Origin of the sequence: Aquisalinus luteolus (assembly GCF_009712425.2) — a bacterium.
GTDB lineage: Bacteria > Pseudomonadota > Alphaproteobacteria > Caulobacterales > Parvularculaceae > Aquisalinus > Aquisalinus luteolus.
In genome coordinates, this window is the sequence record NZ_VCJR02000002.1 from 162402 (window position 1) to 179171 (window position 16770).

Sequence of the window (16770 nt, forward strand, 5' to 3'; positions counted from 1 at the left end):
CAGGTCTCCTTAAATCGTCGGCTCAGCGCGCGTATGGCATGTATTTGCGCACGATCTTCTGATCGGGCTCGGACATGACGGACAGGCCGCGTTTCTGGCGGATTTGCTTCGGTGTGCGTTTGATCATGCCGTGGCGCTTGCCAGCGGGGCCGGCCATGATCTTGCCGCTACCGGTGACCTTGAACCGTTTCTTGGTTCCGGATTTCGTCTTCAGCTTGGGCATTTTTCACTTCCTTGTCTGGAATGGTCGATAGGCGGGGGAGGCAATACCCTGTGGCCATCCCGCCGGTTGAAGCGCGGGTTATAGCGGCTTGGGTGGGCGAATCAAGCGGATTCTTGGCTGTTTGCCGGCTTTGTCGCCAACCGGCCCGCGCGTTTGGTCGTTATTAACCATCTTTGTTCATCATGGCCTTTCACCAAGGGATACGGAACCATGAACGCATATATGAAGGCCCTCACCTCGCAAGGTTTTGTCAGCACCGAAGACGTGCTTCGCATGCGCCGCCGCGTCTTCGGCGATCAGGTCGTTGACCATGCCGAAATGGCGGACCTGCTGAAGCTCGCCGCAGTGGCGCCCGATGGCGACACCGGCTGGCAACAGTTCATGGGCGAGGCGATGGCAGATTTCTTCATCCGCCAGGCAGAGCCGCGCGGCTATATGAGCGAGGAAAATGCAGATTTCCTGATCAAGTGCCTCGGCAAGCCATGGGCCGTCAACGGCGCGCTGATCGACGCCATGGTCCACATGGTCAAGCATGCCCACAAGGTGCCGCAAAAGGTGATCGAATTCGGTCTTGAGGCAATTCGCGAGAGCGTGCTGTCGGACGCCGTTATTGATGCGCGTGATGTGGAACGCATCCGCACCTTCCTGTTTGCGGCAGGCGGCGCCGGCAATGTGGCGATCACGCGCGAGGAAGCGGAATTCCTGTTCGACCTGAATGACGCGGTCTATTCCGCCAGCAACGATCCGGCCTGGGCAGACCTGTTCATGAAAGCCATCGCCAATCACCTGATGGCCCATATCGGCTACCTGCCGCCGACTCGGCGCGAGGCGCTGCGCCGCGATGCGTGGCTGAAGAACCAGAAGGCCGACATCACCGGCTTTTTCGGGCGCATGACACAGGGCGGGTTCAGGGCGATCATCGACAGCTATCAACGCCAGCCATCACCCCAAGGCGCCCTTAACGAGCGCCGCGCACTGGAGGCGGAGGTTGCCAGGAAACTGAGTGCGGAAGAAACCGAATGGCTCGTCGATCGCATCAAGCGCGACGGCCTCGTGAATGACGCGGAAGAAGCGCTGGTTGCCCATCTGCGCGTGCTGCAGGGCGAAACCCCGCTGCCGGAAAAACTGGCTGCGCTGCTCTGATCGACTACCTGAACAATTGAGGGTCGGTTTCGTCAGTCCCACTGTCAGGCGCAATCGACTCTTCCACCACATCCGAAAGCGGGGTCGCTTCGGCGCCGCCGCCCGTCATCGATGATGCCAGCATCGGCAGGAGGACGGCGAGCGCGACAGAAATCACGAAGCCGATGAACAGCTTGCCAGCATCGGAGAAGATGATCCGCGCGACTTCCTGCCATTCCCGCGTCTTGCCCATCGCGTTCATGCCGATCTCGCGCCCACCAATAAGGCCGAGGAACACCCAGGTCGTCGACATCGGGATGTCGTTCAGCGTGATGAAGAAGAACAGCAGCGAGGCATAGGTAAAGTCGATGATCGTCGCCGAGCGGATATCCGTGACGTTGGATTTCGACTTCAGCACTGCCTGCACCGGGCCACCGCGATTGGCGAAGGTATAGGCGAGCAGCACGACGATGATCGACATCGCGCCGAAGCTTTCAAATGCCGTCAGTTCACGTGGCAGGAAGACGAAGATGTTGGCGAAGTCCTGCGCCAGCCAGACGCCCCAGAGATAGGCGGTGGTGATCCATTGCAACAGCACCCAGCCGATGAAGTGCTGCTGGTGTTCGGTCCGGCGGAAGAATTTCTCCAGCGTCGGAGTCAGCACCAGATAGAGGACGAGCGCGGTAACGAAGGCAAGACCGTAGCCCAGCATGGACTTGATCGTCATAGAGGTCAGGCCGTCCAGCGTCGCGAAGATCGCCAGCACCATGAACGACGTCGAGACCGGGATGCCAAGGCGGGTGATGACCAGCAGCACCAGAGGCGGCAATGTGTGGTACCACTGAATATCGACGACCGGATATTTTGCCGTGTTCGCGAGGCGCCCGTAGGACGGGTCGCCGCCATTGATCACCCAGCCATAGGTGAAGACCGCGACAAGGATGATCGCAGCAAATGCGAAGAGCACGGACCAGTGCAGCCGACCATTGGACAGGATGAACGTGCCCAGCGTCTGCAGCGCGTCATTGCCGACGACGGCATAGGCGGCAAAGGTAAAGCCGATAATGGCCCAGAGCGAGATATCGAATTCCATGGGATCACCCGGATGCAATCAGTACAATTGCCGCCGGGCATAGCCGCCGCGTGTAACCCTTTTATGACATGGGTTTCACACAAGTGTCATGAAACGCCGCACCGCCTTTGACAGCGGCGCGGCGAGCCGGTTTACAGCAGCAGATCCGCTGCAAAGAAGGCGAAAAAGCCGCCGACGAGATAGGTGACGATCGCAATGGACAGGATGACTGTGCCAATGCGCCGCATCCGCATGCAGGCACGCGCCTGCGCAGGGTCTATCGGGCAAGGCGCATTCCGTGCACGCCATTTCATGAATGCCGCTACCGCGAGCAGGATACCCGCCACGATGAACAGCGGCCCCTTGTTTGCCGTCAGCCAGATCAGACCGGGCACATTTGCGGCAAGACCGGCCATGACCGCCCCTGCCCCCAGGGTGATTAGCAAGGCCGGCAGGGCACAGCAGAGCAAGGTCCCGGTACTGGCAAAAAGGGCCAGTGCCGGGCCGGCCGTTTCTCTCAGCAACAATCTCACTGGGCTGCCTCTGCGTTCGCTGCGGTTTCTGCGATCACCGCCTCACCGCGATGGATGGCGGCGATCTTGTAACCGGCTTTCGTCACCAGCTTGCCGATGGTCTCGTCATCGAGGCTCTGGCCCGGCTTGAAGACCAGGTTCAGCGTCTTGGTGTCGAGATCGACATAGGTTGCCGCGACCTCCTCGCGCTTGCCGAAGGTCTTGTTCATCGCCTTGGCGCAGAAGTCGCAGACGACGCCGAGCACCTGCGCGACGGCTGGTTCGCCGCCGGCGGCCAGCGCGGCATCGATTTCCGGCGTGCGGCTGAGGGTGACGGTCTCGCCCGGTGCGGCCTCATCCGCTTCCATGTCATGATCCTTGTGATCATGGTCTTCATGGTCATGCTCGCCATGCTGCATGTCTTCATGCTGCATGTCGTCATGTTGCATCTGCTGGGCATGGACCGGGGCGGTGAAAGCGAAAGCGGCGGAGATAAAAAGCGTACGGATCATTTCAGTGTTCCTTTCAGAAACGGTATTGGAAGTTGAGCATTGGTTCGTCATCGGTGACGCTCCAGCCTGCTTCGAACAGGGCAGCGCCCTTGAAGAAGCGGACAAGCGGCGTCACGCCGACGGGGTCTTCGGCGTCGGGGCGGTGGTCGACCTCGACCATCAGCCAGGTGTGCAAGTCACCTGTGTCGCCTTCGTAAGGGGCAAAGCCGACGCGGGCTGCCTGCATGAAGGAGCCATCGACATCACCGCCCTCAAGGCCACGGACCCTGTAGGAAGCGAACAGCCGCCGCGTTTCCCAGTCGGCCATGGCGCCGATGAAGGCCGCAGCCTCCCGGTCGGCGGGGTTGCCGTTGATGCCTTCGAGGGCCCCTGCCCCGGCAAAGCCGTAGAGATTGGCCTGATAGTTCTCCCCGAACCACCGCTTGGCGAGCCATGTCGCCTGCGGGCCGTTGAAGAGAACATCGTTCTGGCGGTCCCATTCGGTCCGCCAGCCGAGCGAGAGACTCGGATTTACTGTGTAGTGGACCCAGAGCGCCGTACTCTGACGGTCTGTTTCCTCGATGAGCGTCCAGCCACCCTCATAGGAGACGGGTCTGGCCATGGCGGGTTGAGCCATGAAGCCTGACGTCATGCAGATGAGGGAAGCAATGGCCGCGATAAAGCGCGCCATGGCTTTTCCTTTCAGATGTCGATTCTAGAGTTGGTGAGCGTGAAAGGGGCTCAGCCGCGCGGGGGTGGCGGCTCTATGGCGTCGGGCGCGCCGGTCAGCCCGGTCGCAATGGGCATGGTGGAGGCGTGCCAGGCATCGGGCAGGTAGAGGGCTGTGCCGTCACTCATCGAGGCGACGACCATGGTGCAGCCATCGCAGTCGCTGCCGCCCTTGCAGTCGTCACGGCCGCTGGTGTCGCCATGATGGTCATGGTGCGACTGCTTCTGTGATGCCTGCGTGTGGGTAGCCATTTCATGATGGCTATCGCCTGCCATCATCGCCTCATGCAGCATGGACTTGCTCGTAGCGCCAAGCGCATGGGCGCAAACGGTCGGCGCATTGAGCGTGACCGATAGGCCGAAAAGGATGGCAAGCAGCATTTTCATATAAACTGGCAATAGCATGAGGTGGCACTGCTGCCAATTGCGGTAAGATCACACTTGCGCTGGCCTTTGAGGGCTAACCTTCTATATGCAGGGCGAGTTCGGGCAGATCTGACAGGGAATACAGATGGTTGAGACAGTGAACGAGGCAGCGCTTCCGGAAAACCACCCGCCTGTAAGGACCGGGCGCACCGGGCTGTTGCTGGTCAATCTCGGCACGCCGGACGGCACGGACGCAGCCGCGGTGAAGCGCTATCTGAAGCAGTTCCTGTCCGACCCGCGGGTGATCGATCTGCCGCCCCTGCTGTGGCAGCCGATCCTGCAGGGGATCATCCTCAACACGAGACCCAAAAAGACCGGCGAGGCCTATGCCAAGATCTGGCGCACGGAGAGCGATGAAAGCCCGTTGCGCTATTACACCCGCCAGCAGGCGGAAAAGGTGGGCGAGCGACTTGGCAGCGACAAAGTCATCGTCGACTGGGCCATGCGCTATGGCAATCCGTCGATAGAAAGCCGCCTGACCGCGCTGAAGGAACAGGGCTGCGACCGCTTCGTCATCTTCCCGCTCTATCCGCAATATTCCGCGACCACGACAGCGACGGTGAACGATGAAGTCTTCCGTATCCTGAAGGGCATGAACTGGCAGCCCGCCGTGCGCACCGTGCCCGCCTTCCACGACCATCCGCGCTATATTTCGGCGCTGGCCAATTCGCTGTCATCAACCATGGCGCAAAAACCTGAACGGGTAATCCTGTCCTATCACGGCATGCCGGAGCGCTATTTCCTCGCGGGGGACCCCTATCATTGCCATTGCCAGAAGACGTCGCGTCTCTTGCGCGAGCGGATGGGCTGGGATGAGGCTTGCGCGCCCATCGCCTTTCAGTCGAAATTCGGCCGCGCCAAGTGGATCGAGCCGGCGACGGAAGACCTTGTGAAAAAGGCTGCTGAAGACGGTCTGAAGCATATCGCCGTCATCACGCCCGCCTTCGTTTCCGACTGCATCGAGACACTGGAAGAGGTCGGCATCGGCCTCGCCGAGACCTTTGAGGAACATGGCGGCGAAACGCTGGCACAGGTGCCCTGCCTCAACGACAGCGACGACATGATCGGCCTGCTGGAGGAAATCCTGCGGACGGAGGCGGCTGGCTGGCTTTGACCCGCCCCGCTCTGCGGCACCGCGCCGCGACCGGTTTTCATTGAGGCCGGGCCGCAAAGCTCTATGTTGAAGTCAGTCGACCGCTTCCAAGGAGAGCCCCCGCATGGACGCCCTGTTGCTGGCCCGGATCCAGTTCGCCTTCACGGTCTCGTTCCACTTCATCTTTCCCGCCTTCACGATCGGGCTGGCGAGTTATCTGGCCGTCCTCAACGGGCTGTACCTGCGCACCAACAAGGACGTCTACCTCCGGCTTTTCCGTTACTGGATCAAGATTTTCGCTATCACCTTCGCCATGGGTGTCGTCTCCGGCATCACCATGTCCTACCAGTTCGGCACGAACTGGTCGGTGTTCTCCGATCGCGCCGGGCCGGTGATCGGCCCCCTCATGGCCTATGAGGTACTGACGGCGTTTTTCCTCGAGGCAGGCTTTCTCGGCATCATGCTGTTCGGGCGCAACCGCGTCGGCCCGACCCTGCACATGATTGCCTGCCTTGCCGTTGCCGGTGGCACCGCCCTGTCGGCAACATGGATCCTGTCGGTCAATTCGTGGATGCACACACCCGCCGGGTTCGTCATCGGCGAGAACGGCCAGTTCCTGCCACAGAATTGGCTGGAGATCATCTTCAACCCGTCCTTCCCGTTCCGCCTCGCCCATACGCTGACGGCGGCGTATCTGACCACCGCCTTCATCATCGGCGGTGTCGGGGCTTTGCATCTGTTGCGTGGCGAGCGCGACAATGAGGGCGTGAAGGTGATGTTCTCCATGGCGATGTGGATGGCCGCCATCGTCGCGCCGATCCAGATCTTCCTCGGCGACATGCACGGCCTGAACACGCTGGAACACCAGCCGCAAAAGGTCATGGCGATGGAGGGCCATTACGAGAGCCATCCTGAGGGGGCACCGCTATACCTGTTCGGCATCCCCGACGACGAAACCCAAGAGCTGAAATATGCCGTGGGCATTCCCAAGCTGTCCTCGCTGATCCTGAAGCACGACCTCAACGCGCCGATGGATGGGCTCGACACGATCCCCGACGATGAGCAGCCACCGGTCACGATCGTATTCTGGTCGTTCCGCATCATGGTCGCGATCGGCTTCCTGATGCTCGGCGTCGGCCTGTTCAGCCTGTGGGCGCGGTGGAAGAATACGCTCTTCACGAACAGGTGGCTGCACCGCACCGCCGTCGCGATGACGCCGTCGGGCCTTGTCGCCGTTCTCGCCGGGTGGATCACGACCGAAGTCGGCCGCCAGCCCTACACGATCTATGGCCTGATGCGCACGGAGGAGAGCGTCTCGCCCATCGCCGCCCCAGCGGTCGCTGGCTCGCTACTTTTCTTCATCGTGGTTTACTTCCTCGTCTTCGGTGCCGGTGTCTTCTACCTGATGCGTCTTGCCAACCGTCCACCATTGCTGGCCGAACCGCGCGCGAAAGACCAGAAGGGTCCGATCCGCGCCGCCGGCATCACGCCTGCCTCGCAGGTCATCCTCGCCGACGCGGACGATCCCGGCATCGCCCGCAGCCGCATCAACTGGGGACCCGGCGGGACGCCGAAACTGGACACGACACCGGTTCCCGATGGCGAGCACTTCACCGGTGACGATCAGATCGACGACGGACAGGCCAGCGAAGACAACCCCGCTGAAAAGCCCGGCGACAAGAACGGAAAAGGGGAGTAACGCCATGGAAGTCAGCATTGCCTTGTCCATCGCCTGGGCCGCCCTCCTCGTCCTCGCCGTCTTTATCTATGTCGTCCTCGACGGGTTCGACCTCGGCATCGGCATCCTGTTCGGGCTGGTACCGGAGAGGAAGAACCGCGACGTCATGATGAACTCCGTTGCGCCCGTCTGGGACGGCAACGAAACCTGGCTGGTCCTCGGCGGGGGCGGGCTGTTTGCTGCCTTCCCGCTTGCCTATGCGATATTGATGCCCGCGCTCTACGCGCCGGTCATCGCCATGCTGCTGGCGCTTGTCTTCCGCGGCGTCGCGTTCGAATTCCGTTGGCGTACGGAGCGCTGGCTGAAATGGTGGGACCGGGCCTTCATCATCGGCTCGACCATGGCGGCGTTTTCGCAAGGCGTCATCCTCGGCGCGCTGCTGCAGGGTGTCGCCGTCGATGGCCGCGCCTATGGCGGTGGCTGGTGGGACTGGCTGTCGCCTTTCTCCTTCCTGACCGGCATCGCGGTGGTCGCAGGCTATGCCCTGCTCGGCGCGACATGGCTGGTCATGAAAACCGAAGGCCCGCTGCAGGAGAAAGCCCGCAAGCTCGCCTGGGGGTTCGGTGTTGCGACCGTCGCATTCATCGTCATTGTCAGCCTGTTCACGCCCTGGCTGGAAGCGACCTATCACGAGCGCTGGCTGTCGACGCCGGGAATTTTCCTTGCCGCGCCGGTACCAATCGCCGTGGCCATTATCACGCTGGCCATGTTCCGCTCCCTGACCATCCACAAGCATGAATACCGGCCCTTCATCCTGTCGCTCGTCCTGTTCGCGCTGTGCTTTGCCGGACTGGGGATCTCCATGTATCCCTATATCATCCCGACGGAGGTGACGATTTTCGAGGCGGCAGCGCCGTTTAACTCGCAGATCTTCATGTTCGTCGGCGCGGTCATCCTGATACCGATCATCCTTGCCTATACCGCGCTTGCCTATTGGGTTTTCCGCGGCAAGATCGACCCGGAGGAGGGCTATCATTGAGACTGCCTGACTTTTCCCGCCTGAACCTGCCACCGGCGCTCATGAAGGGCATCTGGTTCGTTGGCCTTTGGGCCGGCGGTGTCGCCACGGTGACCGTCCTCGCCTATGGCATCCGCCTCCTGATCCTGCCGTCCTGAAGTGAAAACTTCGCTTTATCCCGCGAGGGAAATCGCCTAAAGCCGCGCGCATGGACGTAGAGTTCTTCACACGCTTCCTGGCGGCCATGTTCGCCATCATGAACCCGCTCGTGGTCATGCCGATCTTCCTGTCGATGACGGAGGATTACGACAACGCGTATCGCCGCCGTATTGCCTTTCAGGCCGCAACCACCATTCTAGCCGCGTCGATCGTGGTGGCACTGGCCGGCCAGCCGATCCTCGATTTCTTCGGCATCTCTATCAACGCCTTCCGTATCGCCGGGGGCATCCTCCTGTTCCAGATCGCCCTGACCATGATCTCCGGCGTGCGGCACGAGGGCCATGCCGGCACCGACAGGGAAAAGCGGATGCAGGAGGAGATCGACAACCCCGCCGTCTATCCGCTCGCAATCCCCATGTCGGTCGGGCCGGGGACCATCACCACGCTGATCCTGTTCTCCCAGCAGGCAGCGGTGAACGGTGCCTATATCGAACTTTACGCCGTCATCTTCATAATGGCCGCCCTGATGTGCGTGGGCCTTCTGATCGTCCCCTTCGTCAACCACGTCGTCTCTTATACTGCCCGCACGGTCTCTATCCGCATCATGGGCATCATCCTTGCGGCCATGGCGACGGAAATGATCATCACCGGCATCCGCAATGCCGGGATATTCACCTCGGTCGCAAGCTGACCTCTCCTCCCCAACGGATTTCCATACAGGCTTTACTTGCGTGCCGTCCCTGCCTTACCTTATGGCGAGCACATGGAAGGGGAGAGCCATGAAACTGAAAGCATTGCAAATCGTCGGTATCGGCGCCGTGATCATTTTCGGCGCACAGCTGGTCCTGACCCTGACGGAAAAGAAGGAGGACCCGATGCGGTTTGCCATCGATACCGCCGAGGTGTTGGCCGCCAGCGAGCCGGAGCCCGCACCAGTCCTGACTTACGAACCACCGCAACCGCTGCGACGCATCGTCTATTCGGAAATCGACTTTGCCGCGCGCGACCTGACCGAGGCCGAAGACGCCTATTATTGCGCCGGGATCATCATGCTGGGCGCTGCGAATGAAGCCGGGCGGGTCAGCGATAGCGACCAACAGCACATCAATATGCTGAGCGACTGGGGCAATGAATTGACGTCTGCAAAAGGCATCGATCGCGACACCGCCATGGTGGTTCGCCAGCAAAGACTGCTGCAGGCGCAGTACGATCTGGAAGACAACATTACACAGATTGATGTCGACACCTGCCGGGAGATGGCACGCCAGGCAGCGCCATGATGCTTATCCTTTCGGGCAGGATGTTCGGTGATATGGAACGGATCTGCCATCCGGGCCGTTAGCGTAGCGGGAGGCCCCTTGATGGGAGACAGCACCAACGACCTGGCGATGAAGCGCACCTATTGGGCAGAGGATCGCACCCTGCTCGCCAATGAACGCACTTTTGCATCATGGCTGCAGGCAGGTGTCACCTCGGTCGGTCTGGGTCTCGGCTTTCAGGCTCTGTTCCGTGCGGTCGAGCCCACATGGCTTGCCAAGACCATCGCGACGATTTTCATCTTCATCGGCGTCTTGGTCTTCATCAGTGCCTTCTACAATGCCTGCGATATCCTGAGACGGATGAAATCCCACAGCGCCAAGCCGCTACCCAGGCGCAATCTCGGCATCATCACCTTTCTGTTCGTATTGGGATCGATAGCCCTGACCATCGTCCTCTGGCTGCTCTAGATCGTCAGCGGCCTGATCGAAACGCCGCCAGCTCAGCCAGCGCTTCATAGAGTCGCCCCTGCTCCAGCGCGTGGTGCAGATAGGCGAGCATATCGGCATCATCGCTGCCGTACAGATCGCCAGCCAGCGACAGCCAGGCGTCGGTTGCCAGCAGCTCTATCGCCATTTCATTGTCATTGGAATATTCCGTACCCAGTGCCATGAAGTGATAATCAGCGACGACCAGCCCTGCACGCTGCGCCTCCATAAAGGCATAACGCAGTTTTTCCAGATCGCCTCGCGTCCACACCGGTGCATAGTTGCGGTTAGCGTAGAAAACCCGCAGATCATTCAGCTCCCGAAAATGCTCGCCCATATAGGTTCGCTTGCCCGCATCCGGATGATTGAGCAGGCGCTCCATCACCAGCGGGGACGGCGCAGCATTCGCCGGTGTCAGGCCAACGACACTGATGAGCAGGGCAACGATAAAAAGCAGGCGTTTCATTCCGGGACTTTCCTTTTGCGCACGCCCCTAGGGTAGCAAGCACCATGCCTACGCGCAGAGATAGAAAGGATTTGTTAATGTGTTCTTTTTTTGTTCTTGACGCTGTTCGCGCTCGCGCCTAGGCTGCCGGGCGAGAGAGGAGAGCGCCATGGTTGCCGAGGTTACAGCCTTTGCCTTTGAGGGGATCGAAGCACGGCCCGTGCGCGTGCAGGTACAGCTGACCGGCGGTGCCAATAACAATTTCACCATTGTCGGCTTACCGGACAAGGCGGTGAACGAGGCGCGGGAGCGTGTCCGCGCCGCTTTCTCAGCCATCGGACTTGGGCTGCCGCCGGAGCGGATCTCCGTCAATCTTGCCCCTGCCGACCTGCCCAAGGAGGGCAGTCATTTCGACTTGCCGATCGCGCTTGCCCTGCTGATGGAAATGGGCGCAGCGCCAAAGGATCTGGCGCAGGGCTTCGCCGTGATGGGGGAACTGGGCCTCGACGGTTCGATCCTGCCGGTCAATGGCGCGCTTCCTGCGGCCGTCGCCGCCAACGGGCTGGACCTTGGGCTCATCTGCCCCGCTGGCAATGGCCCGGAGGCGGCCTGGGCCGGCGGCGATGCGCAGATCATCGCGGCCTCGACGCTGATCCAGCTGGTCAACCACTTCAAGGGCACCCAGGTTCTGGCAAGCCCGCAGCCGGGGGATCTCGCCCCCGGCCCTGCCGTTGCCGACCTGAAGGATGTGAAGGGGCAGGAGACCGCAAAGCGCGCACTGGAGATTGCCGCCGCCGGTGGCCATAATTTGTTGATGGTCGGCCCGCCCGGATCAGGCAAGTCGATGCTGGCCTCGCGCCTGCCGGGCCTGTTGCCGCCACTCTCGCCTGCCGAGATGCTGGAAGTCTCGATGATCCAGTCCCTGGCCGGGCTGATCCGCAATGGCTCGATCTCGCGCGCACGGCCCTATCGCGCTCCGCACCACTCTGCCTCCATGGCCGCCATGGTCGGCGGCGGGTTGAAAGCAAAACCCGGCGAGGCGTCCCTTGCCCATAATGGTATTCTGTTCCTTGATGAGCTGCCGGAGTTCACGCCCCAGGTGCTGGACAGCCTGCGCCAGCCGCTGGAAACAGGCGACGTCGTCATCGCCCGGGCCAATGCCCATGTGCGCTATCCGGCATCCTTCCAGCTCGTTGCCGCGATGAACCCGTGCCGCTGTGGGCATGGCAAGGCATCCGGTCGTGCCTGCGGGCGAGGGCCTAATTGCGAACAGGTCTACCAGTCGCGCGTTTCAGGCCCTTTCCTCGACCGCATGGATCTGATGATCGAAACACCGCCCGTCACGGCGATGGACCTTGCCGCCCCGGCCAATGGCGAGACGACGGCGATGGTCGCGGCCCGCGTCGCCACCGCGCGCGCGGCGCAGGAGGATCGCGCCAGCGCGATTGCAGACCCTCGCGATCCCCGCCCCCGCACCAACGCCAAGCTGTCCGACAGCCTGCTGGAACGCGTCGCGCAGCCGGATGATCAGGGCGCGGCGCTTCTGGCGCGTGCGGCGGAAAGCCTGTCGCTGTCAGCCCGGGCCTATACGCGCATCCTGCGCGTCGCGCGCACCCTTGCCGATCTCGATGGCGTGGACGGCATCGCCCGGCGCCATATCGCAGAGGCGATCAGCTATCGCCAGCGCGATGCGGCAACTGGCATGGCACCGCCCGCCTTTTCATCCGGCGGCAACAGCCTCAAGGCACGCTAGCCCACGGATTCATATGTAGAATTAGGGCGTATAAGGAAAATATGGTTAAGGCTGCTTAACCGTATTTCATTACGATTTTTCAAAAAGTCTAGCTTTAGGATGAACCCTGATGGAGGGGTTCCCTGAACATGGACCTGACGGAAAAGACCATACTTGATGCCATGCCAGACCTCGTCGCGCTGATCCGCGACGACAGCACCTGTATGCACGTGAATCCGGCCTTCTGCGAAACTTTTGGCGGGCACCCTTCGGACTGGCGCGGCCGCGATCTCGATCTCGATACGCTTTCCCGGAAGAGCGATGCCCTGCGCATCGACTGGCGCCGTAATGCAACAGGAAACGGCCTGACCATTCATACCGGCCGGATCGTCGACGAGGACGCGCCGATGCGCCGCCTCGCCACCATGACCCACGAGATGCGCACGCCCCTGAACGGCATTCTCGGCATGACCGGCCTGTTGATGAAGACAGATCTCGACCCGAACCAGGCCTCCTATGCCGACGCTGTCCATCAGTCAGGTTCCGCCCTCCTGACACTGATCAATGACATTCTCGATTTTTCCAAGATCGAAGCTGGTCGGCTCGAGCTGGAACAGGCTCCCTTCGACCCGCGCGCGCTGGTACAGAATGTCGTCGAGCTTCTTTCCCCTCGCGCCGGTGACAACAATCTCGACATCGGCTCCTATGTGGCACCATCCGTCCCGACACAGATCATCGGCGACGCGGCGCGCCTGCGGCAGGTCCTGCTCAATCTCGCGGGCAATGGCGTCAAGTTCACCGAACAAGGCGGCGTTGCCATAGAAATGCACGCCCATGAGGAACCCGACGACCGCATCTCCCTGCGCATGGATGTCATCGACACGGGCATCGGCATCGATGCCGCCGATCTCGATACTGTCTTCGACGAATTTGCGCAGGCCGGCCCCGCTGGCGAGCGCCAGCAGGAAGGAACCGGCCTTGGCCTTGCCATCGTGCGCAAGATTGTTCGGGCGATGGATGGCGATGTGACGCTTGAGAGCACGCTCGGCAAGGGCAGCATTTTCTCGGTAACGATCCCGATGCGCCGCGCACCGGGCGCGAGTGTTCCTCAACGCCCCGCCCCGATCAGCCGACCTGTCATCGTGCTGACGGATTCACCGATCATGGCCCGCACGCTGCGGTCCCAGCTTGCGGTAGCGCAGGTTCGCAAGACCTGCATCACCCGTGATGCTGAAAAGGCGTCTGCCCTCCTCAGGCGCACGAAAGATGCCATCCTGCTTTGCGACAGGCCGATGGCCGATGCCCTGGCTCCGGACCTGATAGCCCAAGCAGACCGGGCCCTCGTGATGCTGTCGACCACCGCCCGCCACGAACTCGCCGCCCTGCGCGAGCGTGGCTTCGATGGTTATCTCATCAAGCCGATCCGCCAGCAGAGCCTTGCCGAACGCCTGCAGGATGCCTGCGAGCCACGCGAGACGCCGGCGTCATCACAGCCCCACGCCAGGGTGGCCACGCCCCGGCAGACCGCGCAACCGGCCAGCCCCCAGCAAGCAACCCGCCAAGAGACAGGCAGCAATCAGACCGAGCCAGCCAATGACCGCACCTTCCGCGTCTTGCTGGCAGAGGACAACCAGATCAACGCGATCCTTGCCAGCACGATCCTGCGCAATTGTGGCCACGAGGTAGATCTCGTCGAGAACGGGCGGGAGGCTATCGAGGCTCTCTCCGGTTCCAGCTATGACCTTGTCCTGATGGACATGCACATGCCGGGCATGGACGGCGTGGCCGCAACGCGCCATTTGCGCGCGTCAAGCGGCGCTATTGCAAACCTGCCTGTCGTGGCGCTCACCGCCAACTCCCTTCAGGCGGACCGCAGAACCTGCCTCGATGTCGGCATGGACGACTTCCTGACCAAGCCGTTCGACCCTGTCGACCTGCGCAATGTCGTCATGCGCTGGGGTCCCGGCCGCGAACACGGCCGAAACGCAGCCTAGGCCACGGCCCATCTGACAAACCCTTAAGCAGTCCCAGTCTTTCTTCTGGCGCGAAGTGCTATAAGCTTTGCCCAGCACCAGAGGAGTTTGCGCGTGGCCGAACCCACCCCCGATAAAGAGAACCCGGACAGCAAGGCACCAGCCGCAAAAACCGATGCCGATACCATCGGCATGCTGTCACCGGGCAAGCGAACCTTCATGTTCATCCTCGGCATCGCGTCGGGCCTGCCTTACGTGATCTTCACCGGCACGCTGATCGCCTGGCTCACCGATGGCGGCGTGACGACCTCGACCATCGGCGTTCTGTCCTGGGCCGGTCTTGCCTATGCCTTCAAGTTCCTCTGGTCGCCGCTGATCAGCGCGATCAACCTGCCTATCCTGCCCAAGGCCATCAGCATGGGCGGGCTTCGGCGATGGATGATCGCCTGCCAGGCCGTGATCGTCCTCTCCCTCGTGCTCATCAGCGGGCTCGACCCGTCGCGCGGCGTCGCCATCGTGGCGCTGCTCGCTGTCCTGTCGACCTTTGCCTCGGCAACGCAGGACATCGCCATCGATGCATGGCGCATCCGCGCGGCAGAAACGAGCCAGATGCTCGACACGCTGTCGACCGTGGTGCAGCTTGGCTATCGCTCCGCCGTCTTCATCGGCGGCAGCGGCATGCTGATCTATGCCGATGTCGCGGGCTGGGGTCAGGCGTGGATCTTCGTTTCCGTCGCCATGGCGATCTGCTTTGCCTCCGTCTTCTTTATTCCGGATGCGGAGGGACGCCCGGTCAAGGGCGCACCTGCCCTGCCGGAGCGGCGCAGCGTCACCCTTGGCGTCGCCCTCGGCCAGGATCGTCAGAAATTCATCTGGCCGGTGCTCGCCGTATGGGTCGTGTGCCTGATCATCCTGTTCGGCTTCATGGCCTATATGGTGACGGCCGAAACGCCGCCGAGCACGCGAAACTTCACGCTGTTTGCCGGGCCGTTCATCGTCGCTGCCTGCGTCGGCGCGCCGGTCATCGCGGCGATCATGATCCTGAAGCGCGACCCCCACCCGACAGGCGGGGAGGCCCCGGCAACAAGCCCGGCCGACCTTCTCTACACGGCGCTGCTGGAGCCGATGATCGATCTCGTCTATCGCCTGCGCTATGCCGCGATCCTGATCCTCGCCCTCGTCCTTACCTATCGCTATGCCGATACGGTGTGGGGCGCCTTTGCCTATCCGTTCTATCTCGGCGCACCGGACACCGGCGGGCTTGCCTATACCCTGTCGGAGATCGCCTTTGCGTCAAAAATGTTCGGCGTGCTCATGACCATCACCGGCACGGCGCTTGCCGGATTCATCATCGCCGGCATCGGGCGCATGCGCGCGCTTGTTATCGGCGGCATCCTCGCGGCGGCAACGAACCTTCTCTATGCGGAGCTTGCGGTCGGCGGGGCCCGCGTCGATGCCTTCATCGACTTCGTACATTTCGACATCGTCTATGGCCCGCTTCAGGCCGCCGCCAACTGGCTCTACACGACACCTATTCTTGATGCGCCGATCACCATCGATGACCGCATCGGGCGGCTTCTGCTGGTCATCGCGGGGGAAAACCTCGTCGTCGGCTTCGCCAGCGTCGCCTATGTGGCGTATCTGTCTTCCATCGTGAACAAGAACTATGCCGCCGTGCAATACGCGCTGCTCGCCTCGCTGACCATGCTGATTGGCGTCCTTGGCCGTGGCTATCTGGGAGAGCTGATCGAGAACCGGGGCTATGCCTTCGTCTTCATACTGACGGCTGTGCTGGGCCTTGTCGGCGTTGCCGCCTCGGTAGGGGAGTGGATCCGCCAGGCGCGCATCGGCGCGGCGAACAAGCTCAAGGCGTCGGAACGCGGATAGACAAGCCGAATACTCAGGCAGCGTCCAGGCACTGCTGCAGCGTCATCGATGCCTCACCCGGCATGGTGCCGCTGATCGACAGGCTTCCGATGACCGGTCGGCCATTGCCGTTCTCGGAGATCACCGCATAGACCCGGCACGGCCCAAGGTCATAGCGACGGAACTCGCCCGCCATTTCCTTGCGGGTGAAGGCGGGCTGACCTACCAGCGCCTCCAGCGAGGTGGCAGGCTGGCCGATATAGCTGTCGCCGGACACACCGGCATTGCGTGGGCGCTGGGTCCTTGGCTGCTCGACCGGAACCGTCGCCTCCTTGGCTGGCGGTGCAGCCTCCTCCGAGACGACCGCTTCGGCATCTCTCATCTCAACCGGCGCAAGAGCCTGTTCGCTCGTCTCGCAGGCAGCAAGCGAGGCGGACAATATGAGTGTGGCCGGAAGAAATCTGTTTACGCGATATGGCATGGTCC

19 protein-coding genes are annotated in these 16770 nt (G+C 61.8%); 11 read left to right on the forward strand and 8 right to left on the reverse strand.

Translation table 11 applies throughout. The features are described from left to right. Positions 1–22: 22 nt before the first annotated feature. Positions 23–223, reverse strand: coding sequence for a 50S ribosomal protein L35 (rpmI, locus tag FF098_RS09165; protein ID WP_155139772.1), 201 nt, complete (start codon positions 221–223; stop codon positions 23–25). A gap of 210 nt (positions 224–433) precedes the next feature. Here rpmI and FF098_RS09170 point away from each other — a divergent pair, with 210 nt between their 5' ends. After that, a complete protein-coding gene (locus tag FF098_RS09170) occupies positions 434–1366 on the forward strand; it encodes a hypothetical protein (RefSeq protein WP_155139774.1) in 933 nt (310 codons plus the stop codon). 4 nt (positions 1367–1370) lie between these two features. Here the strand turns inward: FF098_RS09170 and FF098_RS09175 are convergent, their stop codons facing one another. The 5 genes from FF098_RS09175 to FF098_RS09195 form a co-directional block, all read right to left on the reverse strand. Then, positions 1371–2438 (reverse strand): hypothetical protein, encoded by a 1068-nt coding sequence (locus FF098_RS09175; protein ID WP_188544093.1) that lies wholly within the window; start codon positions 2436–2438, stop codon positions 1371–1373. 131 nt (positions 2439–2569) lie between these two features. Next, complete coding sequence (locus tag FF098_RS09180) at positions 2570–2833, reverse strand: hypothetical protein (RefSeq protein WP_205967456.1); 264 nt, start codon at positions 2831–2833, stop codon at positions 2570–2572. A gap of 113 nt (positions 2834–2946) precedes the next feature. After that, positions 2947–3441, reverse strand: a complete 495-nt coding sequence (locus FF098_RS09185) for a heavy-metal-associated domain-containing protein (RefSeq protein ID WP_155139776.1) — start codon at positions 3439–3441, stop codon at positions 2947–2949. Positions 3442–3454: 13 nt separating this feature from the next. Further along, complete coding sequence (locus FF098_RS09190; protein WP_155139778.1) at positions 3455–4111, reverse strand: hypothetical protein; 657 nt, start codon at positions 4109–4111, stop codon at positions 3455–3457. Between the two features lie 50 nt (positions 4112–4161). Continuing rightward, positions 4162–4554: a hypothetical protein gene (locus FF098_RS09195; protein ID WP_155139780.1), complete on the reverse strand. Its 393-nt coding sequence runs from the start codon at positions 4552–4554 to the stop codon at positions 4162–4164. Between the two features lie 106 nt (positions 4555–4660). Between FF098_RS09195 and hemH the strand changes: the two genes are divergently transcribed. The 7 genes from hemH to FF098_RS09230 all read left to right on the forward strand — a co-directional run bounded on the left by hemH (position 4661) and on the right by FF098_RS09230 (position 10250). Continuing rightward, positions 4661–5689, forward strand: a complete 1029-nt coding sequence (gene hemH / locus FF098_RS09200) for a ferrochelatase (protein ID WP_155139782.1) — start codon at positions 4661–4663, stop codon at positions 5687–5689. A gap of 103 nt (positions 5690–5792) precedes the next feature. Further along, positions 5793–7367: a cytochrome ubiquinol oxidase subunit I gene (locus tag FF098_RS09205; protein WP_229714568.1), complete on the forward strand. Its 1575-nt coding sequence runs from the start codon at positions 5793–5795 to the stop codon at positions 7365–7367. Positions 7368–7371: 4 nt separating this feature from the next. Next, a complete protein-coding gene (gene cydB, locus FF098_RS09210) occupies positions 7372–8385 on the forward strand; it encodes a cytochrome d ubiquinol oxidase subunit II (RefSeq protein ID WP_155139784.1) in 1014 nt (337 codons plus the stop codon). After that, complete coding sequence (locus tag FF098_RS09215; RefSeq protein ID WP_229714569.1) at positions 8382–8522, forward strand: DUF2474 domain-containing protein; 141 nt, start codon at positions 8382–8384, stop codon at positions 8520–8522. The genes cydB and FF098_RS09215 overlap by 4 nt, the downstream gene beginning before the upstream one ends. Before the next feature lie 50 nt (positions 8523–8572). Beyond that, complete coding sequence (locus FF098_RS09220; RefSeq protein WP_155139786.1) at positions 8573–9214, forward strand: MarC family protein; 642 nt, start codon at positions 8573–8575, stop codon at positions 9212–9214. 88 nt (positions 9215–9302) lie between these two features. Then, complete coding sequence (locus FF098_RS09225; RefSeq protein ID WP_155139788.1) at positions 9303–9803, forward strand: hypothetical protein; 501 nt, start codon at positions 9303–9305, stop codon at positions 9801–9803. 81 nt (positions 9804–9884) lie between these two features. Then, positions 9885–10250 carry a YidH family protein gene (locus tag FF098_RS09230; protein ID WP_155139790.1) on the forward strand — a complete coding sequence of 122 codons (366 nt, stop codon included), beginning with the start codon at positions 9885–9887 and terminating at the stop codon, positions 10248–10250. A 4-nt stretch (positions 10251–10254) separates the two neighbouring features. Here FF098_RS09230 and FF098_RS09235 read toward each other — a convergent pair whose 3' ends face one another. Further along, positions 10255–10734: a L,D-transpeptidase scaffold domain-containing protein gene (locus FF098_RS09235; protein WP_155139792.1), complete on the reverse strand. Its 480-nt coding sequence runs from the start codon at positions 10732–10734 to the stop codon at positions 10255–10257. 148 nt (positions 10735–10882) lie between these two features. Here FF098_RS09235 and FF098_RS09240 point away from each other — a divergent pair, with 148 nt between their 5' ends. The 3 genes from FF098_RS09240 (at position 10883) to FF098_RS09250 (ending at position 16305) form a co-directional block, all read left to right on the forward strand. After that, positions 10883–12466: a YifB family Mg chelatase-like AAA ATPase gene (locus FF098_RS09240; protein WP_155139794.1), complete on the forward strand. Its 1584-nt coding sequence runs from the start codon at positions 10883–10885 to the stop codon at positions 12464–12466. Between the two features lie 128 nt (positions 12467–12594). Next, positions 12595–14439, forward strand: a complete 1845-nt coding sequence (locus FF098_RS09245) for a response regulator (RefSeq protein ID WP_155139796.1) — start codon at positions 12595–12597, stop codon at positions 14437–14439. Between the two features lie 93 nt (positions 14440–14532). Beyond that, positions 14533–16305: an AmpG family muropeptide MFS transporter gene (locus FF098_RS09250; protein ID WP_155139798.1), complete on the forward strand. Its 1773-nt coding sequence runs from the start codon at positions 14533–14535 to the stop codon at positions 16303–16305. Positions 16306–16318: 13 nt separating this feature from the next. On the opposite strand, the gene FF098_RS09255 is transcribed toward FF098_RS09250, so the two are convergent. Next, on the reverse strand, positions 16319–16765 hold the full coding sequence (locus FF098_RS09255) for a hypothetical protein (RefSeq protein WP_155139800.1): 447 nt from the start codon (positions 16763–16765) through the stop codon (positions 16319–16321). Positions 16766–16770 lie beyond the last annotated feature (5 nt).

Coding starts and splice junctions, on each gene's coding strand:
- rpmI (WP_155139772.1), bottom strand. CDS start 223: ATGCCCAAGCTGAAGACGAAATCCGGAACCAAGAAACGGTTCAAGGTC.
- FF098_RS09195 (WP_155139780.1), bottom strand. CDS start 4,554: ATGCTATTGCCAGTTTATATGAAAATGCTGCTTGCCATCCTTTTCGGC.
- FF098_RS09180 (WP_205967456.1), bottom strand. CDS start 2,833: ATGGCCGGTCTTGCCGCAAATGTGCCCGGTCTGATCTGGCTGACGGCA.
- FF098_RS09240 (WP_155139794.1), top strand. CDS start 10,883: ATGGTTGCCGAGGTTACAGCCTTTGCCTTTGAGGGGATCGAAGCACGG.
- FF098_RS09225 (WP_155139788.1), top strand. CDS start 9,303: ATGAAACTGAAAGCATTGCAAATCGTCGGTATCGGCGCCGTGATCATT.
- FF098_RS09230 (WP_155139790.1), top strand. CDS start 9,885: ATGGGAGACAGCACCAACGACCTGGCGATGAAGCGCACCTATTGGGCA.
- FF098_RS09245 (WP_155139796.1), top strand. CDS start 12,595: ATGGACCTGACGGAAAAGACCATACTTGATGCCATGCCAGACCTCGTC.
- FF098_RS09190 (WP_155139778.1), bottom strand. CDS start 4,111: ATGGCGCGCTTTATCGCGGCCATTGCTTCCCTCATCTGCATGACGTCA.
- FF098_RS09235 (WP_155139792.1), bottom strand. CDS start 10,734: ATGAAACGCCTGCTTTTTATCGTTGCCCTGCTCATCAGTGTCGTTGGC.
- FF098_RS09255 (WP_155139800.1), bottom strand. CDS start 16,765: ATGCCATATCGCGTAAACAGATTTCTTCCGGCCACACTCATATTGTCC.
- FF098_RS09175 (WP_188544093.1), bottom strand. CDS start 2,438: ATGGAATTCGATATCTCGCTCTGGGCCATTATCGGCTTTACCTTTGCC.
- FF098_RS09205 (WP_229714568.1), top strand. CDS start 5,793: ATGGACGCCCTGTTGCTGGCCCGGATCCAGTTCGCCTTCACGGTCTCG.
- FF098_RS09220 (WP_155139786.1), top strand. CDS start 8,573: ATGGACGTAGAGTTCTTCACACGCTTCCTGGCGGCCATGTTCGCCATC.
- FF098_RS09170 (WP_155139774.1), top strand. CDS start 434: ATGAACGCATATATGAAGGCCCTCACCTCGCAAGGTTTTGTCAGCACC.
- cydB (WP_155139784.1), top strand. CDS start 7,372: ATGGAAGTCAGCATTGCCTTGTCCATCGCCTGGGCCGCCCTCCTCGTC.
- FF098_RS09185 (WP_155139776.1), bottom strand. CDS start 3,441: ATGATCCGTACGCTTTTTATCTCCGCCGCTTTCGCTTTCACCGCCCCG.
- hemH (WP_155139782.1), top strand. CDS start 4,661: ATGGTTGAGACAGTGAACGAGGCAGCGCTTCCGGAAAACCACCCGCCT.